Consider the following 22,697-nt stretch of genomic DNA (forward strand, 5'->3'; position numbering starts at 1 on the left):
CGTTACCCCCGGAAGCGGTGCTGGTTTTCCAGGAACCACTGGTAGGTGCTGGCCAGCCCCTGCTCCAGTGACACCTCGTGATACCAGCCCAGCTGATGCAGACGGGTGACGTCCAGCAGTTTGCGCGGCGTGCCGTCCGGTTTCGTCGCGTCAAACACCACGCGGCCCTTGTAGCCCACCACCTGCGCGATGGTCTGCGCCAGCTCGCGAATGGTGCAGTCCACGCCGGTACCGACGTTGATGTGCGACAGCATCGGCTCGGTGTTCTCCTGCCACACTTCGCGATCCAGCTCCATCACGTGAATGCTGGCGGCAGCCATGTCGTCCACGTGCAGGAATTCACGCATCGGCGTGCCGCTGCCCCACACCACCACGTCGGGCGCGTTCTCGGCGGTCGCCTCGTGGAAGCGGCGCAGCAGCGCCGGGATCACGTGCGAATTGCTCGGGTGGAAGTTATCGTGCGGTCCGTACAGGTTGGTCGGCATCACCGAACGATAGTCTCGGTTGTACTGACGGTTGTAGGACTCGCACAGCTTGATCCCGGCAATTTTGGCAATCGCGTACGGCTCGTTGGTCGCTTCAAGCGTGCCCTGCAGCAGTTCGCTCTCGGCGATCGGCTGCTTCGCCATTTTCGGGTAAATACAGGATGAGCCGAGGAACAGCAGCTTATTCACGTTGTGCAGATGCGCCGCGTGAATGATGTTGCTCTCAATCATCATGTTTTCGTAGATGAAATCCGCCGGGTAGGTGTTGTTGGCGACAATACCGCCCACCTTCGCCGCCGCCAGATACACCTGGTCAATGCGTTCGTTGGCAAAGAAGTCCTGTACCGCACGGCTGTCGAGCAGGTTCAGCTCGTCACGGGTGCGGACAACTACCTCGACGTCACCGCGCTGTTCGAGCTGTCGAACAATCGCGGAACCCACCATTCCGCGATGGCCGGCGACAAAAATACGTTGTTTTGTCATTCTCAGGACTCCAGCGCGATGGCAACCTCGTAGCCATGAGACTTGAGCAGGGAGTGTTTTTTCGCTGCTTCAAGATCTTTGGCGACCATCTCGGAAACCATCTCCTGCAGGGTGATCTCAGGTTTCCAGCCCAGCTTCTCGTGCGCTTTGGTTGGGTCGCCCAGCAGGGTTTCCACCTCAGCAGGACGGAAGTAGCGCGGGTCAACCTGGACAATCACGTCGCCTGGCTTCACGCCCGGCGCGTCGTGGCCGGTTACGGAAACCACGATACCCTTCTCTTCCACGCCGGTGCCTTCGAAGCGCAGCTTGATGCCCAGCTGTGCCGCAGCCATCTCAACGAACTGGCGAACGGAGTACTGCACGCCGGTCGCGATCACGAAGTCTTCCGGCTGTTCCTGCTGCAGCATCATCCACTGCATTTTCACGTAGTCTTTGGCATGGCCCCAGTCACGCAGGGAATCCATGTTGCCGAGGTGCAGGCAAGACTCCAGACCCTGCGCGATATTGGCGATAGCGCGGGTAATTTTGCGGGTTACGAAGGTTTCGCCACGGCGTGGGGATTCGTGGTTGAACAGGATGCCGTTACAGGCGTACATGCCGTAGGATTCACGGTAGTTCACGGTGATCCAGTAGGCGTACAGTTTGGCGACAGCATACGGAGAGCGCGGGTAGAACGGCGTGGTCTCTTTCTGCGGGATTTCCTGCACCAGACCGTACAGCTCAGAGGTGGACGCCTGGTAGAAGCGCGTTTTCTTCTCAAGGCCGAGGAAGCGGATTGCTTCCAGCAGACGCAGCGTACCCATGGCATCAACGTCAGCGGTGTATTCCGGGGACTCGAAGGAGACCGCGACGTGGCTCATCGCGCCCAGGTTGTAGACTTCATCCGGCTGCACTTCCTGCAGGATACGGGTCAGGTTGGAGGTATCGGTCAGGTCGCCGTAATGCAGGTGGAATTTCGGGTTCGCCGCGTGAGGATCCTGATAAATATGATCCACACGTTCGGTGTTGAAAGAAGACGCACGACGTTTAATACCGTGTACTTCATACCCTTTTTCCAGCAGGAACTCTGCCAGGTAAGAACCATCCTGCCCGGTAACGCCGGTGATGAGAGCGACTTTAGACATGTTTATATTCCTCTGTACTTATCAAAGTTTTTCAGTTTCAACGCGTTCGCGTATCACCACTGCGGGGTTGCCACGGCAAACTTTATTTGCCGGTAGCGATTTAAAAACGCTGCTGCGGGCACCAATAACCGTGCCATCGCCAACAGAAACACCCGGTGCAACAAAAACATCCGTTGCCAGCCAGCATTTTTCACCAATCACAATAGGCGAAGCGGTAATATCAAAATGCTGACTCATAAAGTCGTGGCTGCCGGTGCACAAATAACACTTCTGTGAAACCACCGAATTTGCGCCAATCGTAATCTCGCCCAGGGTATATAGCACCGCGTCATCCCCTACCCAGGCGTAATCCCCAAGCGTTAATTTCCAGGGGTAGGTAATCTTTACCGAAGGTCGAATGACTACGTTTTTTCCGATTTTTGCGCCAAACAGGCGCAATAAAAAGGCTCGCCAGCGGTACAGTATTTGTGGTGACCAGGCAAATAACGTTGCCTGAACGGCCCACCACAGCTGTACCTTAATACCGTTCCCGCCCCGAAAGCCTTTCGGCACGGAAAAACCGCTTAAATCCTGCATTGCATGTCCTTATATTCAGGCTTTGTTATATAAGGTTTTGGTTTTGCCGGTGGTGCGCAGGCGTAATAAATAAGACAATTCCGCCCAGAAACCCGGCACGCGTAATATTTTGCGCTGCACGTTTTTCGCATCCTGGCACAATTCCAGATTATTCGAGGTTGACACGCCGCCCATTGAAAATTCAGACACCAGCCCTTTAATTCGACGGAACGGGTAACCGGATTTATACAGGCTGGCAGCCAGCGCATAATCGGAAGATACTTTATACTGCAAATCGTATGGCTGTTTTTTCAGACCCTTTACCGGAAAGAAAATGGCCTGATGGCTGGCGGGCAGGCTGTGGTAAATATACCAGCCCGGCTTCGCGCTGCGGCACGCCTTATGCCCGTCGCCAAAATCGAGCAGCGCATCGCCAATATACATGGCGTCCTCTTTCTGACGCGCCAGCTGGCGGGCGAACAGCGCCACGTCATCATGGAAAATATCGCCGGAGTTGAGGAAAATGGCATAACGGCCCTGGGCCATGCTGATGCCTTTGTTCATCGCATCGTAGATGCCTTTATCTTTCTCGCTGATGTAGCGTAAGTTGAACTCACCGTTGAGTTTTTCCAGAAACTCCGCCGTGCCATCGTTCGAGCCGCCGTCGACCACAATCCACTCAAAGGTGAGGCTGGGATCGCGCGCCAGGTTGCGCAGCGAGCGCCAGGTTTTTACCACCCCTTCGTAATTACGAAAAGCGACAGTAATGACGCTAAGAAACATAAGACCACCTCGTCATGAATTCGTAATATTAAGCGCTTTGCGCAAAATAAACGGACAAACAATTAAGAAAGCATATTCCGGGCTAAATATTGACCCGGTAAAAAACAGCGACACCGGCGTAAAAAGATAAAGCTGCACGCGAAAGTTCTGGTTATCACCAAACGCGTTAATCATCATTTTGAAAACTTTAAACAGATACCACAGGGTCAACAGTACGGCGAACCACGAAAAATAAATAATTAACAGATACAGACCATTGTCTATGGTTTTACCGACATCCGCACCGTTAAAGATTCCGAATGATGCAACATATTCGTAAAGTGAGCCGAATCTTACAACCCCATCAATATGGGTTAAGGAATAACCCACCATCACCAGTGGCCCGATGATGCGATAATAGGATGAAGACCCTTCCGTTCCCAAATCACCCAGACGTTCTGAGATGTACGGGAAGGCAAATATCACGCCTACCATAAATACCGTCAGGGAGATAATCGCCAGCGGCAGTTTTTTCTTAATCGCTTCTTTGTTCAGGTACTGAAACGCCCACTCCAGCAGGTAAAACAGGATAAATGTCATTACCCCTGAGAACGATCCAGACAGAACAATTCCTGCAAGAATCATAGCATCGGTCTTAGGCGTTTTGATACCAAACTGTTTGATGCTGAGCCAAATTGAGATTAACGCCAGAGCGAAAAACGCCGGTTCAAAATAGAGGGCCGTGGTGCGCTTCCCGCCAAACTTGATGAAGTTCAATACATAGCTGTTACTGTAAATGAGATATTTCGAAATTATCTCCATCAGGCTACTGCCGCCGGTGAGAATAATTTGCGCCATTTCCATGGCAGCAAGCATAACAATTAACGCTACGGCAATATAAAAGAACCTGAGGATCTTCCGATAATTGTGCGGAGAAATCGTTTTAAACCGAATACTCCAGACCATTCCGATAATAATGACAATATAAACAAAGAGCATGGTCGACGTGACGTATTTACTGGCATCCAGCGACTGGCCAAAGATGTAGTTAAACAGCGTCAGGCCCGTGCCCAGCCCCAGGGCAATCATCAGCTTCTTCAGGTTGATTTTATCGACATACAGCAGAAGCAGAACGGGCAAGAAGGTGACGATGGTTATCGGAAAGCTTTCGCCGAGCTGGGCAATTTTGACGTTGACCAGCAGATAGATCAGCGGCAGCAGCAGATAACTACAGATTCTGATAGAACGAGACATACTCCTCCAGCATCTGTTGTCCACTGTAGGCCTTGCGGCTGCGGTTGCGGAACGATTCCAGGTCAGTGCCAAAAACAGCCTCGGCGATCTGCGCCTTCGGCAGCTGCACCAGCGGCAGCACCTCGCGCTCCGCGAAGGTTTTCCCGCCGGATTTTTCCAGCACTTCACGCGCCGCGTCGCTGTGGGTAGCAATCACCGGCACGCCGATGGAGAGCGCCTCACAGAGGATCAGCGGATAGTTATCCACGCGGGAGCTGAACACCAGCGCGTCCATTTCATTTAGCGCGCTCATCAGCTTGCGCTTGTCGGTCTCAAACCCGTGGTTCACCACGTTGGCCCCGTCGAACGGCGAAAACTTGCCGAAGGTATGCAGTTCAATCTTGTCGCCCAGCGCCATCATGTCGCGCACCAGCTGCTGGTTGGTTTTACCGTCGTAGCGCAGGTCATGCGCAACGATGGCGATCTTCGGCTTGCCCGCGGTTTCCGCCACCGGCGTGAGTTCGGCCAGAATAGCTTCCGTCGCCACGTCGATACCGTTGTTGATAATCTGACAGCGCCCTGCCCCGTACAGGCTGTTGAACGCATCGGCCACGTGCTGGCTTGGAGAGATAAACGTGCAGCCGAGCGAGAGCATGTCGCGGAACAGCTGACGCTTGCCGGCCACCAGCTGATGGGCGCGATCCACCTTCACCGGCGGATAGTTGCTTAACGTCGGGCATTTCTGGCAGTTATCTTTCCAGCCTTCGCAGCCGTCGGTAAACGCGCAGCGTCCGGTTACGCTCCAGTGATCGTGCAGCGTCCAGACAAAGCGGGTGTCGGGCCTGTGGGCCTGCACCTTCTGACAAAACGCCACCACCTCTTCCAGATTCAGCCAGTAGCTGTGCAGGACGTGAAAATGCAGCACAACCGGCCCCGTGGTGCGGGTCACCGTGCGGTAAAGCGTGTTCAGGTTGCCAAACAGGTCGCGGTTAAACAGGCGAAACAGCGCAATGTTGGCGATCGAGGTCAGGCGCGGCGTGAGCTTGTGCACCTGCGGGAAGTTATCGTGGCTGACGCTTTTCTTGCCTCCCTTGCCGTAGCCGTAAATAAAGCGAGACTGAAGCCCTTTTTGCAGCGCGCGCTGGTGCAGATCCAGCGCCACGCCCGCCGCTCCGCCTTCTGCGAGGCGTACGTTAAATTGCAGAATATTCATTTAATCACCTTCACGCGGGCTTTTTCACCCACCACCAGCGCGTTATCCGGAATGCTGTCCAGCACCACGCTGCCCGCACCAATCGTGACGTTATTGCCAATCGTAATGTCGCCAATCATCACCACGTTTGCCCCCAGCTCGACGTTATTGCCGATGACCGGGCAGGCCAGGCTGTCAGGCCCGCGGTTGCCAATGGTGACGGCATGGCGAATGGTGAAATCATCCCCGGCGACCACGAACTTGTTGATCACCACTCCATAGCCGTGGTGGATGGTAAAGCGGCGGCCAATGGTGGCAGCGGCCTGAATTTCATAGCCAAAAAAGCATTCGGTGATGATGCGGTACAGCACCAGCACCGGTGCCGCCCAGATATTGTTCAGCACGTTTTTCTTACGCCACACCGAGCAAAAGTGCGCGATGCGGTACGCCAGAACCATGCAGCACGGGCGCAGGCTCCAGCTGTTTGCGCGGCAATCTTCCAGAAACATTATTTCCCCCGAAGCCCGTCAGCCAGACGCTTGCCGTTACGCACGGACAGCAGCGTCAGCAGCGTGCGCCAGTTCATACGCTTATTGCGGATCTGATAGAGGGTAAAGAGCTGATACTTCCGGCTGGCACGGTCAAACTTGTCCTTGTGCTTGCGGTAAAAGTGGAAGTACCCGGAGAACTTCTTCGGCGACGAGGTGATTTGCATCTCCCCGTGATTGATGTGCAGGATCTGCGTGGCCTCTTCCACTTTCCACGGCTCGCCGTACTCCACCACCATGCGCAGGAAGATGTCGTAATCCTGTGCAGCCTTGAGTTCGGTATCGAACAGGCACTCTTTGAAACGCCACGCCCAGGTGAAGACCTGGTTACCAATAATGTTGCGCTTGTAGAACAGGCGGCGAGAGTACGGTGATTTTGGATACAGCGGCAGGCTGGCAGGCTGCGAGTAAACCTCGCCCTGGCAGACATAGTCGTTGGCATACAGGAAAGCGTGCGTGACCAGCTGCTCTTTATGGGACAGAAAGACGGACAGGCGGTTCGGCGTCCATTCATCGTCGTCGTCGATCCCGGTCAGATACTGCCCTTTGGCCTGCATGATCGCCTGATTGCGCACCGCACAGGCGCCGGAGTTCATCGGGTTATGGGTGTACGTCACGCGCGGGTCGTTGAGATCGGTGACAAACTTTTGCAGCTGTTCATACGAAGAAGAACAGTCATCCACGACGATCAGTTCCCAGTTATCGTAATCCTGACGTAAGACCGACTTAATTGCGCGGATCGCCAGCTGCTGACGATTCCATGTCGGCATATAGATAGAAATCAAAGGGCGTTGTGTGGTCATATCTTCCTCCTACCCCTCACCCCGGCCCTCTCCCCTGAGGGGAGAGGGTGAAAGGCGGCACCGGACTATCCCCTCGCCCCTCTGGGGAGAGGGTTAGGGTGAGGGGGAATCATTTGTTATTTACTGTCAGACTTATATTCGTACTCGTAATACCCGTAATCCTGGTACCCGGTCGCGCGGCGGAAGATGGAGTTCAGGATCACCCCTTTCACCTCAATCCCGTTCTGCTCGAAGCGGCTCAGGCTGGTTTCCACCTCTTTCAGGGTGTTCACCGCGTAACGCGCGACCATCAGCGTGGTGCCCGCATGGCGGCCCACGACGGCAGCATCGGTCACGGCCAGAATCGGCGGCGTATCGATCAGCACCAGGTCGTAGTGTTTGCTCGCCCATTCAATGAGCTGGCTGAAACGTTCGCTCATCAGCAGCTCGGACGGGTTAGGCGGTACCTGCCCGCGCGGGATCAGGTCAAATTTCGGGATCGTTGTCGGCTTGGCGCTCTGGCTGATTTCACCCTTGCCGAGCAGGATTTCCGACAGCCCGTTAACGTTATCGGTGCCGAGCAGCTCGTGGGTATAGCCCTTACGCATATCGCAGTCGATCAGCAGCACGCGCTTGTTGGTCTGGCTCACCACCGCCGCCAGGTTGGCGCAGACGAAGGTTTTACCGATTGACGGGCTAACGCCGGTCAACATCAGGACGTTGTTTTTGGCCTGCATCATGGCGAAGTGCAGGCTGGTACGCAGGCTGCGGATCGCTTCGATGGCGAGGTCGGTCGGGTTACCCACCGCCAGCAGCTGGCTCTGCTTGTAGCGCTTAACGCCCTTGATGGTTTTGACGCTGTCACGGGATTTTTGCCACTCAGACAGCGGAATGCTGGCATAGACGTTGATACCGCTCTCTTCCAGCACCTGCGGGCTTTCGATGCCGCGGTTGAACAGGGAACGCAGCAGCACGCCCACGATGGAGAGCATCAGGCCGAGAATAATGCTGCCGAGGATAATCAGCGCTTTCTTCGGCTTCAGCACGCCGGGCTGGGTAATGGCCGGGTCGACGATGCGCACGTCGCCCACGGTGCTGGCTTCGGTGATTTTCAGCTCCTGCTGCTTGTTCAGCAGCTGCATGTACACCTGCTGTCCGGACTCCACGTCGCGGGTCAGACGCACGATCTCCTGCTGCGTTTTCGGCATCGCGGTCACGCGATCATTGAGCTTCGCCTTCTCCTCTTCGAGGGTACGGCGTTTCTCCAGCAGCGTGCGGTAGGCCGGGTGACGTTTGGTATAAAGCTTGGAAATCTCGGCTTCTTTAAAGGTCAGCTCGTTGAGCTGCGCGTCAATGTTGACCATTGAATCGAGGACCGATTTCGCCTCCAGCGGCAGGTCAACGGAGTCTTTATCCTGACGGTAGGCGTTCAGCTTGTTCTCGGCATCATCCAGATGAGCGCGCACTTCCGGGAGCTGCTTCGCGAGGAAGGCCAGGCTTTTCGCCGCTTCGGCCGACTTACGCTCAACGTTCTGCTCAAGATAGTTGCGGGTAATGCTGTTCAGGATGTCGCGGATCTGATCCTTATCTTCACCGGTAAAGGTCATGCTCAGCACGCCGGTGTCCTTACCGTTTTCGGTGACGGTGAGGTTGTTTTGCAGATTGTTGATCATCCCCAGCGTGGAGAATTTGGTGACGGTGAATTCACCGCCCTCCTGGGCGTTAATCGCGCTGACCATCATGCTGACGCCGTCTTTGCTCAGCATCTGCCCCACTTCACCGCGCGCGCTAAAGCCCGCGTCGCTGGTCAACTGATACTGTTTCGGGCCAAGCACCGTCAGGGTAAACGTCCGATCGGCAGCCCCTTTCGGCAGCACGAAGTCAGTCACTTTCACCGTGTCGTTGTTTCGCCCCATCAGACGATCCCAGCCCGCACCAAAGATCGGGAAGGTATTTTTGGTGACGGAGATATCGAGCCCGAGGTCGTGAACCGTTTTACCCAGCACCAGGCGTGACTGGATAAGCTGAATTTCAGCGTCGGAGGCCGGCGGCTTGTTCGCCAGCGCGGAACCAATGTCCTGCACCAGCGAGTTGCCGGTATTCTGCTCGATCTGCACCAGCGCGTCGGCGCTGTAGATAGGGGTGGCGAACAGCGTATAGACGACAGCCGCGGCGGCAAACACGGCGGTAATGCCAAGCACCCACCATTTTGCCTCTACGACCGTGCCGACCAGGCGCCCAATATCAATTTCATCACTGCCCGATGTCGGGGCGGCAGAAGGTCTTGTTTTTTCTGTCATTGTTATCCCTGCTGAACTTTCAGTGCCTGCGCCCACTGTTGGGCAGACTGGTCAAGTAAGGTGTAAACCGCCTCAAAGGCCTCCTGGCTTTTGCGATACGGATCGGGGATTTCACGTTCATTGTCCCAGTGACCAAACAGCATCACCTTGCCGCGCATCTCCGGCGCGATATCGCACAGCGCGTGAATATGGCGTTTTTCCATCGTCAGGATCAGGTCATATTCCCGGCACATGCGGCCAGTAACCTGGCGCGCCACGTGGCCGTCGAGGGAGAGGTGATGATCCCGCGCCACGCTGGCTGCGCGCTCATCGGCACCTTTACCGACCAGCGCGCCCAGCCCTGCCGACTCAACGATCAGTTCGGGCTGGTAGTGCTTCAACAGCCGTTCACCCGTAGGGGAACGGCAAATGTTCCCCACGCATACCACCAGAATTTTGTTAAACATCGCGGATTACCAGGTATGAATGTCGCGCGCCGTATCCGTCATGTAGCGAACGCCACTGATGGTTGGCAGCAACTGGTTGATCAGACGGTTCCAGCGGGCAACCGGCGCGGTGGTGACATACACCACGTCGTATGGCTGGAGGCGGAACGACGTTGCCATTACCAGCGAAGTGGCGTCGGACATATCGAGCTGGTAAATGTTGGCAATCTTGCCTTTGTTGCTGGCGTCGTCCTTCAGCGGGCGAATCACGAAGATGCCGCTGGCGTTGGAGGAGGTCAGATCGATGCCTTCCGCATTGCCCAGCGCTTCGGTCAGCGTCATGCCGCTGAAGTCCATCTTGAGCGTGCTCTGTTTCTTCACTTCGCCCATCACGAAGACTTTCAGATCGTCATTACGCGGGACGTAAAGAATATCGCCCGGATAGAGCAGGCGGTTCTGGGTCAGATCGCCGTTTTGCATCAGCGCCTGCAGCGAAATACGCTGCTCCTTCCCGTTATGGGTGAGCACCACGTTGCGCCAGTCGGCGCCGTCGGTTAACCCGCCCGCGGCGTTGATGGCGTCCAGCACGGTAAGAGGAACGTTGGTGATGGCCTGCTGGCCGGACTTGTTCACCTGGCCGGAGATATAGGCTTTTTGCGAGCGGAATGCGGCGATATTAACGTCCACCTGCGGATCGGCGATGTACTGCGCTAAGCGGCCGGTAATATCACTGCGGATCTCGGCAAGCGTTTTCCCCGCTACGTGGACTTTGCCAATGTAGGGATAGAACATGGTGCCGTCTGACTGCACCCAGTTACCGGTGTCGCTTGAGCTGCGGTACTGGCCTGCTGGCGTGGTCAGTTCCGGGTGGTCCCAGACGGTCACGTTGATCACGTCTCCCGGCCCCACGCGGTACTGGTAGGAGGCAATTTCCTGGTCCAGAGACATATTCGGCTGAGCAACATTCGGACGTGGACGTAATTGTTCGACCAGACGTGGCGTAAGTGGATAAACATTCACCATTTTGTCGAGATCAAAATCGGCATCCTGTTGCTTGATCACATCCTTACCCATTGTTGACATATTGCTGCCGGGAAAGACCGTGCAACCACTCATCAAGGTCACAGACACCAATAATGGCATCAATTTCATTTTGGATTTCATCATTGATTATTTATCACTTTGGCAGAGTAATTATCCTGTGCAATTTAAATAAGCTCGGGTCGTATTGGTTTTCAGCATGCAGTTAATCAAATAGAAATTTAACTGGCATCAGTCCTAAAAAAAGCTTATTCATCCATTGGCTATTGACAGAATAATCGATGCTGATTCACACGCTTTCAGGCACGCTACCGCCCTTGGCTTTCAGTTACCAATCCACTGACTAAACAATGTGTTATGGATAGACACCCTCTTAAGTAAGGTCTTGTTGGAATATATCAGCCGCTGCAAATACCCGACGGATAATGAATAATCACTCCACAAGACCGAACAATAATAGCAACACCGAGATTTAACATTTGATGCTGGGAGAATTGTTGCAGCTAACCTAATAGCAGGCAAGGAGACAACTGTCCTAATATCCGTTTTTAAGATTAATATTAAGAGCAAACTTTTGACCTTTTAGGATTTTCTTTATATTGACAATAACAGGGCAAAAACCTTTACCTGCGATATATCCTAAAATGCTATTCCGGTAATTAAATATACGTATTCCCCTTATTTACAGCAGCATCGGAATGCTCTCTTTTTCACCCGACGTATTAAGAGAAATCTCACCCCGGCATTGCAATTTCCCCCGGCTTTATCCATGATCGAAGTGTGACATTCGTCATATAACAGAAGGTATTGCTATTACTATGGAATGGATTGCCGATCCCTCAATCTGGGCCGGGCTGGTTACGCTGGTCGTCATCGAGCTCGTGCTCGGGATTGATAATCTGGTTTTTATCGCCATCCTCGCTGAAAAACTGCCCCCTTCCCAGCGCGACCGCGCGCGCGTGACGGGCCTGCTGCTGGCGATGGTGATGCGCTTACTGCTGCTGGCCTCTATCTCCTGGCTGGTCACGCTCACGCAGCCGCTGTTCTCCCTTCACGGTCTGAGCTTCAGCGCACGCGATCTGATTATGCTCTTTGGCGGGCTGTTCCTGCTGTTCAAAGCCACCGTGGAATTGAATGAGCGGCTGGAAGGCAAAGACAGCGAGAACCCGACCCAGCGCCGCGGGGCGAAATTCTGGCCGGTGGTGGCGCAAATTGTGGTGCTGGATGCGGTCTTCTCCCTCGACTCGGTGATCACCGCCGTTGGGATGGTGGACCATCTTGCGGTGATGATGGCCGCGGTCATTATTGCCATCACGCTGATGGTAATGGCCAGCAAGGCGCTGACCCGCTTTGTGAACAGCCACCCTACCATCGTGATCCTGTGTCTGAGCTTCCTGCTAATGATTGGCTTTAGCCTGGTCGCCGACGGTTTCGGCTTCCATATTCCGAAAGGCTACCTGTATGCCGCCATCGGGTTCTCCGTCATGATTGAAGCGCTCAACCAGCTGGCGATATTTAACCGCCGCCGCTTCCTTTCCGCCAATCAGACCCTGCGCCAGCGCACGGCCGACACGGTCATGCGCCTGCTCAGCGGCAAGAAAGAGGATGCGGAGCTGGACCCCGAATCCTCCGCCATGCTGGCCGATCGCAGCGACGGGCAGATTTTTGACCCGCAGGAGCGACGGATGATCGAGCGGGTGCTTAACCTGAATCAACGAACGGTCAGCAGCATCATGACGTCGCGGCATGACATTGAGCATATCGACCTGACGGCCCCGGAAGCGCAAATCCGTGCCCTGTTGGATAAAAACCAGCACACCCGCGTGGTGGTGACCGGCGGTGAAGAGGAAGAGGAGCTGCTGGGCGTGGTGCACGTTATCGACCTGCTTCAGCAGCAGCTTCACGGCGAGGCGCTCAATCTGCGCGCCCTGGTACGCCAGCCGCTGGTTTTCCCGGAGGGGCTACCGCTGCTTTCCGCCCTTGAGCAATTCCGCAACGCGCGCACGCACTTTGCCTTTGTGGTCGATGAGTTTGGTTCTGTAGAAGGGCTGGTGACGCTCAGCGACGTGATGGAAACCATCGCCGGTAACTTGCCAAACGAGGTGGATGAAATTGATGCCCGCCATGATATTCAGAAAAATGCAGACGGCTCGTGGACGGCTAACGGCCATATGCCGCTTGAAGACCTGGTGCAATATGTGCCGCTGCCGCTGGATGAAAAGCGGGAATATCACACGATTGCCGGCCTGCTGATGGAGTATTTGCAGCGTATTCCGCAGCCGGGGGAAGAGGTTCAGGTAGGCGACTACCTGCTTAAAACGCTGCAAATTGAAAACCATCGCGTGCAGAAGGTGCAGTTAATACCGTTACGGGATGAGGAAGAACTGGATTTTGAGGTGTAAAAAAGCCGGGTGGCGCTTCGCTTACCCGGCCTACGGTGTTCGGTTTGTGTAGGCCGGGTCAGGCGAAGCCGCCACCCGGCACAACGGCGTCAGATTTTTGTAGGCCGGGCAAGGCGAAGCCGCCACCCGGCGCAACAGGCATCACAGTTTATCCAGCAGCTTCTTCACATCCTTGCCGCCCTGTGAATCTTTATTACGATCCGCCCAGTCGCTAAGCCGACGTTTTGCTTCATCCTGCAGATGCTTACGCAGGATCTGGTCAACCTGCAGGCTGTAATTCAGCGCCTGCCATTTGCCATATACGGTCAGCGGAACCGGCGTCTCTTTAAGGAAGTCGATAAGCTTGCTTTCACCCTGCCAGCCAGAAAGTACCCGCACGTTAAAGCGCGTGTCCGCCGTCTCTTTCACCAGATCCAGCTTGCCGTCCCCGGTGATCGATAACAGCGAAGAGGTGCCCTGCATGCCTTCGAGAGCGAGCTGTCCGTTATCCAGCGTCAGATCCGCGGTGAAACTGTCGAGGCGCGTGGCGCTGTCGTAGTTTTCCTGGGCTTTCACATCGCTGCTGCGCTCCACCGCCTGCTGCACCAGCTGCTGGAAGTTAAGCCCTTCCATACGGGAATTTTTCAGGTCGAGATGCGCCTGCCCCTGCCACTCGCGGCGGAAAGCATCGGCATCAATTTTCGTACCCGAGAAGTCGCCCGCTAACGACAACTGCCCCGTTAGCGATATCGGGTAGTTAAACGCGTTAAGGATGGTCCCTATCTCAACGTTGTCGAGACGCGGCTGGAATTCGGCGCTTGCAACGTCTTTACGGACATCCAGCGTGCCGGGCAGCGAGAGGTTCCCTGCGCCCATCTTACCGCTCAGTTCGGAGATCACCAGCAAACCGTTATGGTTAAACATTTGGCTGCTCACGTCGGTAAAATCAATACCGCGCCAGCGCAGGCTATTGGCTTTCAGCAGGATATCCGCCGTGAATCCGCGCAGGGCGTTATACTCAGGCTGGTCAAGATTGGACGAAATAACCGGACGTGATACCGGCGCCTGGCTTTGTCCCGTCTGCGCAGCATCGCTGTCCGTCGGGCTGGATGGCTGAGGCGGAAGCAGGTTTTCCAGGTTGAGCTTGTCAAACTGCAGGTTCAGCACCCACTTCGGCTTCTCTTCCAGCGTGACGCTCGCCTGCCCCTTCAGGCTACTGTCATTTGCCTGCAGGTTAAGATTATCCAGTTCCAGCTGCTTTTGTTCTTCGCGCCACACGGCCTGCAGCGTTCCCTGCCCGGCGATCCCCTGAGTGGGAAGATCGGCACCCGTCAGCTGCCAGTTCAGCTGCTGGATGTCGGCCGTAAGCTGATGCGGATAGTCTGAGGCATTGACGCTGGCGTTCAGCGAGAGGGTCAAATCGCGCTGATCGCGATTCACGCGCCCGCTAAATTCCACCGACGCAAGATGATGGGCATCCTGTTCCATCTGCAGGCTGATGTTGCGAACGGTCACCTGCTCCTGGTGCTCGTGCTGGAAAACCAACACGCTGTCGGCCACCTTCAGCTTGCCGATATCAAAGGACCAGCCCGTATCGGACGGTTCATCAGGCAGGGTATTTTCGCGCGGCGCAACCGGCGCATTGGCATCGCGTACGGCTTCGGATTGCGGGGTGAGCTGAATCACCGCGCCTTTCAGCATCACCTGGTTAACCTGCAGCTGATGGGAAATGAGCGGGATCAGCGCGACATCAAGACGCATGTTGTCCGCGGCCACCAGCGGCTGGGACGCCCCAGGCGCCGTGAGCGACATGCGGCCAGAGAGAATGCTGAGCTGCGGCCAGACGTGCCAGCGCAGCGGTCCGTCAAGCTTCAGTTGATAACCGCTGCGCGCCTCGACCTCCCGCACCATGTAATCGCGGAAATCATTAGGGTTAACCAGCAGTACCAACGCCGAAAGGCCAGCCACCAGCACCACCAGCAAAATCATCAGCGTTGTCAGAACTCTTCTCATGGCATCCTCAATGGACTAACGATCAGTCTTTATCAATACGGCTCGCAACCGCGCCCTGCTGGTCGCGATACTTTGCGTCCTGCCGACGGTTGTAGGGCCTGTCTGCCGGGCCTGACAGCGGTTCAAAGCTTAACGCACCGATCATCATGCCCGGACGCAGCGCCAGCGGCAATTTACCGGCATTGAAGAATTCGAGTACGATACGCCCGGACCAGCCTGGATCGATACGGTGTGCGGTCACGTGAACCATCAGCCCCAGTCGCGCCAGCGAAGAACGGCCGTCCAGCCAGCCAACGAGATCGGCAGGGAGGGTCACGGACTCAAACGTGACCGCCAGAGCCAGTTCACCCGGGTGCAGATAAAAGGCTTCGCCTTCGTCGATGATGATTTCGTCACTCATCACGCGATCGAGCGCGGCGCTAACTTCGTCTTTTGGCCCGCTAAGGTCAATGAACGGCGCAGTGTGGCCGCTAAAGGTGCGGAATTTATTCCCCAACCGCACATCAACGGTCACGCCATTGATGCGCTCAACAGGTGGACGTGGGGTAATAGACAAACGGCCTTCATCCAGCCAGGCTTCAATATCGCGATCGCAAAGACGCACGGCACTTTCTCCTTTTATGCATCGTACCCTGAGGCGGCAAGCGCTCAGGGTAAAACCAGGTTATCTCTGAACGGTACACAATTCGCGCGGCTTATTCAAAAAACTGGCTGATTTTCGCTTTTAAGATATCAATCGCAATGCGGTTTTTACCCCCGCGCGGCACGATGATATCGGCGTATTGTTTGGAGGGCTCAATAAACTGCAGGAACATCGGGCGGACCGTTTTCTGGTATTGCGCCATGACGGAGTCCATCGAACGGCCGCGTTCATTCACGTCACGCTTGATGCGGCGCATCAGGCAGATATCCAGCGGGGTATCAACGAAAATCGAGAAGTTCATGGATTCACGCAGACGGGGGTCGGTCAGCAGCAGAATGCCTTCAAGGATAATGACCTTTTTCGGCTCGATGCGGATGGTTTCCTGGGTGCGGGTATGCTCTACATAACTGTAAACGGGCAGTTCAATCGCCTGGCCGCTCTTGAGCGCTTCTAAATGCTGGAACAGCAGGCTGTGATCCATCGCATTGGGGTGGTCATAGTTGGTTTTGACGCGCTCTTCCATCGACAGATGGGATTGATCTTTGTAATAGCTGTCTTCGGGAATGACGCCGATATGCTCATCACCTACTTGTTCACGCAGTTCGCGATAAAGCGTACTGGCAATTAGACTTTTACCTGAAGCCGATGCGCCGGCGATGCCTATAATGACGCACTGATGAGACTTATCAGTCATAAATTTAGCGACCTGATTAACCTGGATGTTAAGGAAGGACGACGCCGGAGCGTCAAACGCGGCAATTATAGGGATTTAGCGGGCGTGATACCAGTCGAATGCACAGCTTCTGCGAGACGGGCCGAAAAGTGGCGCTTTATTCCCTGAGTGAAATTTAAATGCGCGTTTTTTCAGCATTTAACCGTTTTTTTTCACGGCGTCTCTATTTAATAAGTCTGCGGTGTCAAATTCTGAGCAGTCACCATATGAATTGTAAATTGTTTGTACTAGCATAAACCAAATTATCAAATTCACGCGTTCGGACATCTTCCCTGACGGCATGGCGTCTCTGGATAAAGCGGTAATGAATAAACAATACCAGCGGGTTTTGGTTACCACCCCACATCCTTTAATACGACTTGTCTGTCTGGGCCTGGTCACCTTTATCTTTACCCTTTTTTCGCTGGAGCTCACCCGCTTCGGTACCCTGCTGGCCCCGCTCTGGTTCCCCACCGCCATTATGATGGTGGCGTTTTACCGCCATGCGGGAAAAATGTGGCCGGGCATCGCCCTGGCCTGCTCGTTTGGCAATATTCTGGCCTCGTGGATGCTGTTTTCGTGGGGTTCGGTCAGCCTCATTTATCCCTCTATCAACGTCATTGAAGCCGCTATCGGCGCGCTGTTGCTGCGCAGATTGCTCCCCTGGTACAACCCGCTGCAGAATCTGAACGACTGGATCCGCGTGGCCGTTGGCAGCGCGCTGGTGCCGCCGCTGGTGGGCGGCATTCTGGTGTCCCTGCTGGCTCCCGGCCCTGAGCCAATGCGTAATTTCTTCGTCTGGGTATTGTCCGAAGCTATTGGCGCGCTGGCGCTGGTGCCTCTCGGGCTATTATTTAAGCCGCATTATCTGTTGCGCCACCGTGATCCGCGATTGCTGCTGGAAACGCTGACCACGCTGGCCGTGACGCTGGCCCTCAGTTGGGCAGCCATCACCTGGCTGCCGTGGCCCTTCACCTGCGTGATCGTGTTGCTGATGTGGAGCGCCGTGCGCCTGCCGCGGATGGAAGCGTTCATGGTGTTCCTGGTCACCGTGATGGTTGTGTCGCTGATGATTGCCCGTAATCCGTTAGCGCTAACCACCCAACACGCCGGGCCCATGCTGAACGCCCCCTGGCTGCCGTTCCTGATGTTGCTCCTGCCCGCAAACGTGATGACCATGGTGATGTACGCCTTCCGCGCCGAGCGCAAACACATCACCGAAAGCGAGGAGCGTTTTCGTAACGCGATGGAATATTCCGCCATCGGCATGGCGCTGGTCAGCATTGAGGGCAAATGGCTTCAGGCTAACAAGGCGCTGTGCAATTTCCTCGGCTACAGCCAGACGGAGCTCCAGTCCCTAACCTTCCAGCAGCTCACCTGGCCGGAAGATTTGGACACCGACCTCGAGCAGCTCGAACAGCTGGTCAACGGCGAGATCAATACCTATACCCTCGAGAAGCGCTATTACACCCGCAACGGAGAAGTGGTCTGGGCGCTGCTTGCCGTCTCCGTCGTGCGCCATGCCGACGGCTCGCCGCTCTATTTTATTGCGCAGATTGAAGACATTAACGACCTGAAGCAGACCGAGTGGGTCAATAAACGCCTGATGGAGCGCATTACGCTCGCCAACGAAGCGGGCGGCATCGGCATCTGGGAGTGGGATCTGGAGCCCGACATTATCAGCTGGGACAAGCGGATGTTTGAACTCTACGAGATCCCGCCGCACATCAAGCCCACCTGGCAGCTCTGGCACGACACGATGCTGCCGGAAGACCGCGCCCACGCTGAGCAGGTGCTGCGCGATTCGCTGATTTCCCGTCTGCCCTTTAAGCTGGAATTCCGCATCCGCGTGAAGGAAGGCGTGCGCCATATTCGCTCCCTGGCGAACCGGGTGCTCAACAAGCAGGGAGAAGTCGAACGCCTGCTCGGTATCAACATGGACATGACCGAGGTTAAGCAGCTTAACGAGGCCCTCTTCCAGGAAAAAGAGCGTCTGCACATTACCCTGGACTCCATCGGTGAGGCGGTGCTGTGTACCGATATCAACATGAACGTCACCTTTATGAACCCGGTGGCCGAGAAAATGAGCGGCTGGCTGCAGACCGAGGCAATAGGCCAGCCGATCCTGAAGGTGCTGCACATTACCTTTGGTGAAAAAGGGCCGCTGATGGAAAATATTCACAGCGGCGATATGTCCCGTTCCGATATCGATCAGGACGTGGTGCTGAACTGCCGCACCGGGGGTAATTTCGACATTCATTACAGCATTACGCCGCTCAGCACGCTGGACGGCCAGAATATTGGTTCAGTTATCGTGATTCAGGACGTGACCGAGTCGCGTAAAATGCTGCGCCAGCTGAGCTACAGCGCCTCCCACGATGCCCTGACCCATCTGGCAAACCGGGTCAGCTTCGAAAGCCATCTCAAACGGCTCCTGCAGACCGTTCGCGAAACGCGCCAGCGTCATGCCCTGGTCTTTATCGACCTCGATCGCTTCAAAGCCGTCAACGATACGGCTGGCCATGCGGCGGGTGATGCCCTGCTGCGGGAGCTCGCTTCCCTGATGTTAACCATGCTCCGCTCCAGCGACGTGCTGGCACGTCTTGGCGGGGACGAGTTCGGGTTACTGCTACCGGACTGCAATATAGAAAGCGCGCGCTACATCGCCGGTCGCCTGATCCATACGATCAATGACTATCACTTTACGTGGGAAGGCCGTCTGCACCGTATCGGCGCCAGCGCCGGCATCACGCTGATTGATGAAAATAACCATCAGGCGTCGGAGATCATGTCCCAGGCGGACATTGCCTGTTATGCCTCGAAAAACAGCGGCCGTGGCAGGGTAACGGTCTACGAGCCTCAGCAGGAGCGGGATCGCCACACGCGCAGCATGATGTCGCTTGATGAACAGTGGCATATGATTAAAGACAATCATCTGATGATGATTGCCCGCAGCGTCGCCTCTCCGCGCATTCCGGAGAGCAGCAATTTCTGGCTGCTGTCGTTACGCCTGTGGACCAGCCAGGGTGAAGTACAGGAGGAGCACGCCTTCCGCTCGGGCCTGGCGGAGCCTGAGCTTCTGCATGCCCTCGACAGACGTATCTTTAGCGAGTTTTTCCGCACCTATGCCGCCCAGATTGCCAGCAAAGGCATGGGCGTCGCGCTGCCGCTCTCTGAGGCTGGCTTAGCCAGCGTGACGCTGGTCGATGAACTTCTCGACCTGCTGGATAAAAGCCCCATGCCGGGCCGCCTCCTGCATCTGGTTATCTCTGCCGATGTGGTGAGCAGCGCGGAGAAAAACCTGCAGCGGGGCCTGCAAAAGCTTCGCCAGGCGGGCTGCCGCGTCATCTTTAGCCAGGTGGGACGCGACATGAACGTCTTTACCCACCTGACCGCGAATATGGCCGACTATCTGATGCTGGACGCAGAGGTGGTGAGCAACGTGTACGGCAACCTGATGGATGAGATGATGGTGACCATTGTTCAGGGCCACGCCCAGCGTCTGGGAATGAAAACCATCGCGGGCCCCTGCAACCAGCCCATCATGATGGACACGCTCTCCGGCATTGGCATTGATTTTATCTACGGTGACACTATCGCCGAGCCGCAGCCGCTGGATCTACTGCTCAACGCCAGCTATTTCGCCATCAACTGACGGCGACCAGCCGTCGGTATACCAGATGTGCAGCAGCGCGTAAGAGCGCCACGGCTGCCAGCGCTCGGCATAACGGCGAATTTGCGCGGGAGTCATTCCGGCGAAGCGTTGCTTAATCAGATAATCATCGGGCAGAAACACATCTTTCGCCTGCCAGCCGCGCAGCGCCAGGTAATTTGCCGTCCAGCGCCCTATCCCCGGCCGCTGCTGCAACGCCTTCATGCCCGCCTCAACGTTCTCAGGCGGCGTCAGCGGAAACGTCCCGTCAACGACCGACTGCGCCAGATGAATCAGCGATTCCGCGCGTTTTACCGGCATGCCCAACGCTTTCAGGTCCAGCGGGTCCGCTGCCGCCAGCGCCTGCGGCGTGGGAAAACAGAGATAGCCTGGACAATCCGCAATCGGTTCACCGCACAGCGCCACCACGCGCGACGTCAGCTTCGCCGCCATCGCCACGCTCACCAGCTGCCCGAGGATCGCCCGGACGCCCTGCTCGTAGGCATCCATCGCCCCCGGCAGGCGTAAGCCTGGCCGGGCCGCGCCGAGATCGCCCAGCGCATCCGCGATGCGCTGCGGATTACAGGCGAGATCGAACAGGCGTTCTATGCGTGCAAGACACGTCTTCGCAACCGGAATTAACCCCGGGCTGAGGGTCACGGTCAGCGTATGGGCGGCGATATCCGGCGTCACGCGGAAAATCCCCTGATGGCCTTCGCAGGCAAAACTGCGCTCGTAGTAGTCGTGCGTGACGGTTTCAATACCCGTCGCCGCACGTGCGCCAAGAAAGCCAAACATCCACTGCCAGTCGTAAGGGGGAAGCCAGGTCAGGGTATACATCGTTACTCCTTTTTTGTTCTCCTCAGGATAAACGCAAAAGGCGCGCTGCGCCTTGCTTTCATATTCCTGTTGTCGCAGGACAGGCATTCCGCTAAAGTCTCGCCCCTTCTCACCGGCATGGGGATTTATTGTGTTTATTGGATTCGACTACGGTACGGCAAACTGCTCGGTTGCGATTATGCAAAACGGACAGCCGCAGCTTCTGAAAATGGAAAAAGAGAGCACGCTGCTGCCCTCAATGCTCTGCGCGCCGACGCGTGAAGCGGTGAGCGAATGGCTGTTCCGTCACCATCAGGTTCCGGCGACGGCGGCAGAGACCCAGGCGCTGCTGCGCCGGGCGGTTAGCTTTAACCGCGAGGAAGATATTGACGTTACGCCGTCCAGCGTGCAGTTTGGTCTCTCTTCACTCGGGCACTACATTGAAGACCCCGAAGAGGTCTACTTCGTGAAGTCGCCAAAATCCTTCCTCGGCGCCAGCGGCCTGAAGCCGCAGCAGGTGGCGATGTTCGAAGATCTGGTGTGCGCGATGATGCTGCATATTCGCAATCAGGCGCAGACGCAGGTCCCGGATGCGATCACCCAGGCGGTGATTGGCCGCCCGATCAACTTCCAGGGGCTGGGCGGCGACGAGGCTAACCAGCAGGCGCAGGGGATCCTTGAACGCGCGGCGCACCGCGCGGGCTTTCGCGACGTGGTGTTCCAGTATGAGCCGGTTGCCGCAGGCCTGGACTTTGAAGCCACGCTGACCGAAGAGAAGCGCGTACTCGTCGTGGATATCGGCGGGGGCACGACGGACTGCTCGCTGCTGCTGATGGGCCCCCAGTGGCATAGCCGTCGCGATCGTGAAAACAGCCTGCTCGGGCACAGCGGCTGCCGCGTAGGCGGTAACGATCTCGACATCGCGCTGGCCTTCAAGAGCCTGATGCCGCTGCTCGGCATGGGCGGGCAAACGGAAAAAGGCATCGCGCTGCCGATCCTGCCGTGGTGGAACGCGATTGCCATCAACGACGTGCCTGCACAGAGTGATTTTTACAGCAGTGCGAACGGTCGCTTCCTCAACGATCTGGTGCGCGACGCGCAGGACGCGGATAAGGTCGCGCTGCTGTACAAGGTGTGGCGTCAGCGCCTGAGCTACCGCGTGGTGCGTACCGCGGAGGAGAGCAAAATTGCCCTTTCCGACCGCGCTGAGCACGCGGTCTCCCTGCCGTTTATCAGCGACGACCTGGCCACCGCGATTTCACAGGACGGGCTGGAGACAGCGCTCGCGCAGCCGCTGCAGCGTATTCTGGAGCAGGCGCAGCTGGCGCTGGAGAACGGCAAAGAGAAGCCGGACGTTATCTACCTGACCGGCGGGAGCGCCCGTTCGCCGCTGATCAAGAAAGCGCTGGCCGAACAGCTGCCGGGCATTCCAATTGCCGGCGGGGATGACTTTGGCTCCGTAACCGCAGGGCTGGCGCGCTGGGCGCAGGTGATGTTTAGGTAGTGCGGTTGTGCCGGGTGGCGGCTTCGCCTTACCCGGCCTACAA

At 56.3% G+C, this 22,697-nt stretch carries 18 protein-coding genes; 3 read left to right on the forward strand and 15 right to left on the reverse strand.

Annotated features, from left to right (window positions below; all coding sequences use genetic code 11):
* Positions 1 to 2 precede the first annotated feature (2 nt).
* The 11 genes from ACJBF3_RS00570 to ACJBF3_RS00620 all read right to left on the reverse strand — a co-directional run bounded on the left by ACJBF3_RS00570 (position 3) and on the right by ACJBF3_RS00620 (position 11,056).
* Complete coding sequence (locus tag ACJBF3_RS00570) at positions 3 to 968, reverse strand: GDP-L-fucose synthase (protein WP_013097874.1); 966 nt, start codon at positions 966 to 968, stop codon at positions 3 to 5.
* A 2-nt stretch (positions 969 to 970) separates the two neighbouring features.
* Positions 971 to 2,092, reverse strand: coding sequence for a GDP-mannose 4,6-dehydratase (gene gmd, locus ACJBF3_RS00575; RefSeq protein ID WP_014884502.1), 1,122 nt, complete (start codon positions 2,090 to 2,092; stop codon positions 971 to 973).
* A 21-nt stretch (positions 2,093 to 2,113) separates the two neighbouring features.
* On the reverse strand, positions 2,114 to 2,668 hold the full coding sequence (gene wcaF / locus ACJBF3_RS00580) for a colanic acid biosynthesis acetyltransferase WcaF (protein WP_045328097.1): 555 nt from the start codon (positions 2,666 to 2,668) through the stop codon (positions 2,114 to 2,116).
* A gap of 15 nt (positions 2,669 to 2,683) precedes the next feature.
* Positions 2,684 to 3,430 (reverse strand): colanic acid biosynthesis glycosyltransferase WcaE, encoded by a 747-nt coding sequence (gene wcaE, locus ACJBF3_RS00585; protein WP_045328096.1) that lies wholly within the window; start codon positions 3,428 to 3,430, stop codon positions 2,684 to 2,686.
* A 12-nt stretch (positions 3,431 to 3,442) separates the two neighbouring features.
* Positions 3,443 to 4,663: a colanic acid polymerase WcaD gene (gene wcaD / locus ACJBF3_RS00590; protein ID WP_045328095.1), complete on the reverse strand. Its 1,221-nt coding sequence runs from the start codon at positions 4,661 to 4,663 to the stop codon at positions 3,443 to 3,445.
* Complete coding sequence (gene wcaC / locus ACJBF3_RS00595; RefSeq protein WP_045328094.1) at positions 4,638 to 5,855, reverse strand: colanic acid biosynthesis glycosyltransferase WcaC; 1,218 nt, start codon at positions 5,853 to 5,855, stop codon at positions 4,638 to 4,640. The genes wcaD and wcaC overlap by 26 nt, the downstream gene beginning before the upstream one ends.
* Positions 5,852 to 6,343 carry a colanic acid biosynthesis acetyltransferase WcaB gene (gene wcaB / locus ACJBF3_RS00600; RefSeq protein WP_045328093.1) on the reverse strand — a complete coding sequence of 164 codons (492 nt, stop codon included), beginning with the start codon at positions 6,341 to 6,343 and terminating at the stop codon, positions 5,852 to 5,854. The genes wcaC and wcaB overlap by 4 nt, the downstream gene beginning before the upstream one ends.
* Entirely contained in the window at positions 6,343 to 7,185 is an 843-nt protein-coding gene (gene wcaA, locus ACJBF3_RS00605; protein ID WP_045328092.1) for a colanic acid biosynthesis glycosyltransferase WcaA, read from the reverse strand. The genes wcaB and wcaA overlap by 1 nt, the downstream gene beginning before the upstream one ends.
* A 116-nt stretch (positions 7,186 to 7,301) precedes the next feature.
* On the reverse strand, positions 7,302 to 9,464 hold the full coding sequence (wzc, locus tag ACJBF3_RS00610) for a tyrosine-protein kinase Wzc (protein WP_045328091.1): 2,163 nt from the start codon (positions 9,462 to 9,464) through the stop codon (positions 7,302 to 7,304).
* Between the two features lie 2 nt (positions 9,465 to 9,466).
* Complete coding sequence (wzb, locus tag ACJBF3_RS00615; protein ID WP_045328090.1) at positions 9,467 to 9,910, reverse strand: low molecular weight protein-tyrosine-phosphatase Wzb; 444 nt, start codon at positions 9,908 to 9,910, stop codon at positions 9,467 to 9,469.
* Positions 9,911 to 9,916: 6 nt separating this feature from the next.
* On the reverse strand, positions 9,917 to 11,056 hold the full coding sequence (locus tag ACJBF3_RS00620) for a polysaccharide export protein (protein ID WP_032641654.1): 1,140 nt from the start codon (positions 11,054 to 11,056) through the stop codon (positions 9,917 to 9,919).
* A 692-nt stretch (positions 11,057 to 11,748) separates the two neighbouring features.
* Between ACJBF3_RS00620 and ACJBF3_RS00625 the strand changes: the two genes are divergently transcribed.
* Complete coding sequence (locus tag ACJBF3_RS00625; RefSeq protein ID WP_045328089.1) at positions 11,749 to 13,332, forward strand: TerC family protein; 1,584 nt, start codon at positions 11,749 to 11,751, stop codon at positions 13,330 to 13,332.
* A 141-nt stretch (positions 13,333 to 13,473) separates the two neighbouring features.
* Here ACJBF3_RS00625 and asmA read toward each other — a convergent pair whose 3' ends face one another.
* From asmA to udk, 3 genes are all read right to left on the reverse strand, one after another.
* Positions 13,474 to 15,324 (reverse strand): outer membrane assembly protein AsmA, encoded by a 1,851-nt coding sequence (gene asmA / locus ACJBF3_RS00630; protein WP_045328088.1) that lies wholly within the window; start codon positions 15,322 to 15,324, stop codon positions 13,474 to 13,476.
* 22 nt (positions 15,325 to 15,346) lie between these two features.
* Positions 15,347 to 15,928: a dCTP deaminase gene (gene dcd, locus ACJBF3_RS00635; RefSeq protein ID WP_032641661.1), complete on the reverse strand. Its 582-nt coding sequence runs from the start codon at positions 15,926 to 15,928 to the stop codon at positions 15,347 to 15,349.
* 91 nt (positions 15,929 to 16,019) lie between these two features.
* Positions 16,020 to 16,661: a uridine kinase gene (gene udk / locus ACJBF3_RS00640; protein ID WP_045328239.1), complete on the reverse strand. Its 642-nt coding sequence runs from the start codon at positions 16,659 to 16,661 to the stop codon at positions 16,020 to 16,022.
* 343 nt (positions 16,662 to 17,004) lie between these two features.
* Here udk and ACJBF3_RS00645 point away from each other — a divergent pair, with 343 nt between their 5' ends.
* Positions 17,005 to 20,334 (forward strand): diguanylate cyclase, encoded by a 3,330-nt coding sequence (locus tag ACJBF3_RS00645; protein ID WP_045328087.1) that lies wholly within the window; start codon positions 17,005 to 17,007, stop codon positions 20,332 to 20,334.
* Here the strand turns inward: ACJBF3_RS00645 and alkA are convergent.
* The gene (gene alkA / locus ACJBF3_RS00650) at positions 20,299 to 21,171 is read right to left on the reverse strand and encodes a DNA-3-methyladenine glycosylase 2 (RefSeq protein WP_045328086.1); all 873 of its coding nucleotides are present in this window, start codon (positions 21,169 to 21,171) and stop codon (positions 20,299 to 20,301) included. The genes ACJBF3_RS00645 and alkA overlap by 36 nt on opposite strands.
* A 130-nt stretch (positions 21,172 to 21,301) precedes the next feature.
* Between alkA and yegD the strand changes: the two genes are divergently transcribed.
* Positions 21,302 to 22,654, forward strand: coding sequence for a molecular chaperone (yegD, locus tag ACJBF3_RS00655; RefSeq protein ID WP_045328085.1), 1,353 nt, complete (start codon positions 21,302 to 21,304; stop codon positions 22,652 to 22,654).
* Positions 22,655 to 22,697: the final 43 nt, after the last annotated feature.

Source organism: Enterobacter sp. PP-008-ECC_S150, assembly GCF_045257065.1.
Taxonomy (GTDB): Bacteria; Pseudomonadota; Gammaproteobacteria; order Enterobacterales; family Enterobacteriaceae; genus Enterobacter; species Enterobacter chengduensis.

Excerpts from the sequence above, each read along its gene's own strand:
- ACJBF3_RS00570 (WP_013097874.1), bottom strand. The coding sequence starts at position 968 with ATGACAAAACAACGTATTTTTGTCGCCGGCCATCGCGGAATGGTGGGT.
- gmd (WP_014884502.1), bottom strand. The coding sequence starts at position 2,092 with ATGTCTAAAGTCGCTCTCATCACCGGCGTTACCGGGCAGGATGGTTCT.
- wcaF (WP_045328097.1), bottom strand. The coding sequence starts at position 2,668 with ATGCAGGATTTAAGCGGTTTTTCCGTGCCGAAAGGCTTTCGGGGCGGG.
- wcaE (WP_045328096.1), bottom strand. The coding sequence starts at position 3,430 with ATGTTTCTTAGCGTCATTACTGTCGCTTTTCGTAATTACGAAGGGGTG.
- wcaD (WP_045328095.1), bottom strand. The coding sequence starts at position 4,663 with ATGTCTCGTTCTATCAGAATCTGTAGTTATCTGCTGCTGCCGCTGATC.
- wcaC (WP_045328094.1), bottom strand. The coding sequence starts at position 5,855 with ATGAATATTCTGCAATTTAACGTACGCCTCGCAGAAGGCGGAGCGGCG.
- wcaB (WP_045328093.1), bottom strand. The coding sequence starts at position 6,343 with ATGTTTCTGGAAGATTGCCGCGCAAACAGCTGGAGCCTGCGCCCGTGC.
- wcaA (WP_045328092.1), bottom strand. The coding sequence starts at position 7,185 with ATGACCACACAACGCCCTTTGATTTCTATCTATATGCCGACATGGAAT.
- wzc (WP_045328091.1), bottom strand. The coding sequence starts at position 9,464 with ATGACAGAAAAAACAAGACCTTCTGCCGCCCCGACATCGGGCAGTGAT.
- wzb (WP_045328090.1), bottom strand. The coding sequence starts at position 9,910 with ATGTTTAACAAAATTCTGGTGGTATGCGTGGGGAACATTTGCCGTTCC.
- ACJBF3_RS00620 (WP_032641654.1), bottom strand. The coding sequence starts at position 11,056 with ATGATGAAATCCAAAATGAAATTGATGCCATTATTGGTGTCTGTGACC.
- ACJBF3_RS00625 (WP_045328089.1), top strand. The coding sequence starts at position 11,749 with ATGGAATGGATTGCCGATCCCTCAATCTGGGCCGGGCTGGTTACGCTG.
- asmA (WP_045328088.1), bottom strand. The coding sequence starts at position 15,324 with ATGAGAAGAGTTCTGACAACGCTGATGATTTTGCTGGTGGTGCTGGTG.
- udk (WP_045328239.1), bottom strand. The coding sequence starts at position 16,661 with ATGACTGATAAGTCTCATCAGTGCGTCATTATAGGCATCGCCGGCGCA.
- ACJBF3_RS00645 (WP_045328087.1), top strand. The coding sequence starts at position 17,005 with ATGAATAAACAATACCAGCGGGTTTTGGTTACCACCCCACATCCTTTA.
- alkA (WP_045328086.1), bottom strand. The coding sequence starts at position 21,171 with ATGTATACCCTGACCTGGCTTCCCCCTTACGACTGGCAGTGGATGTTT.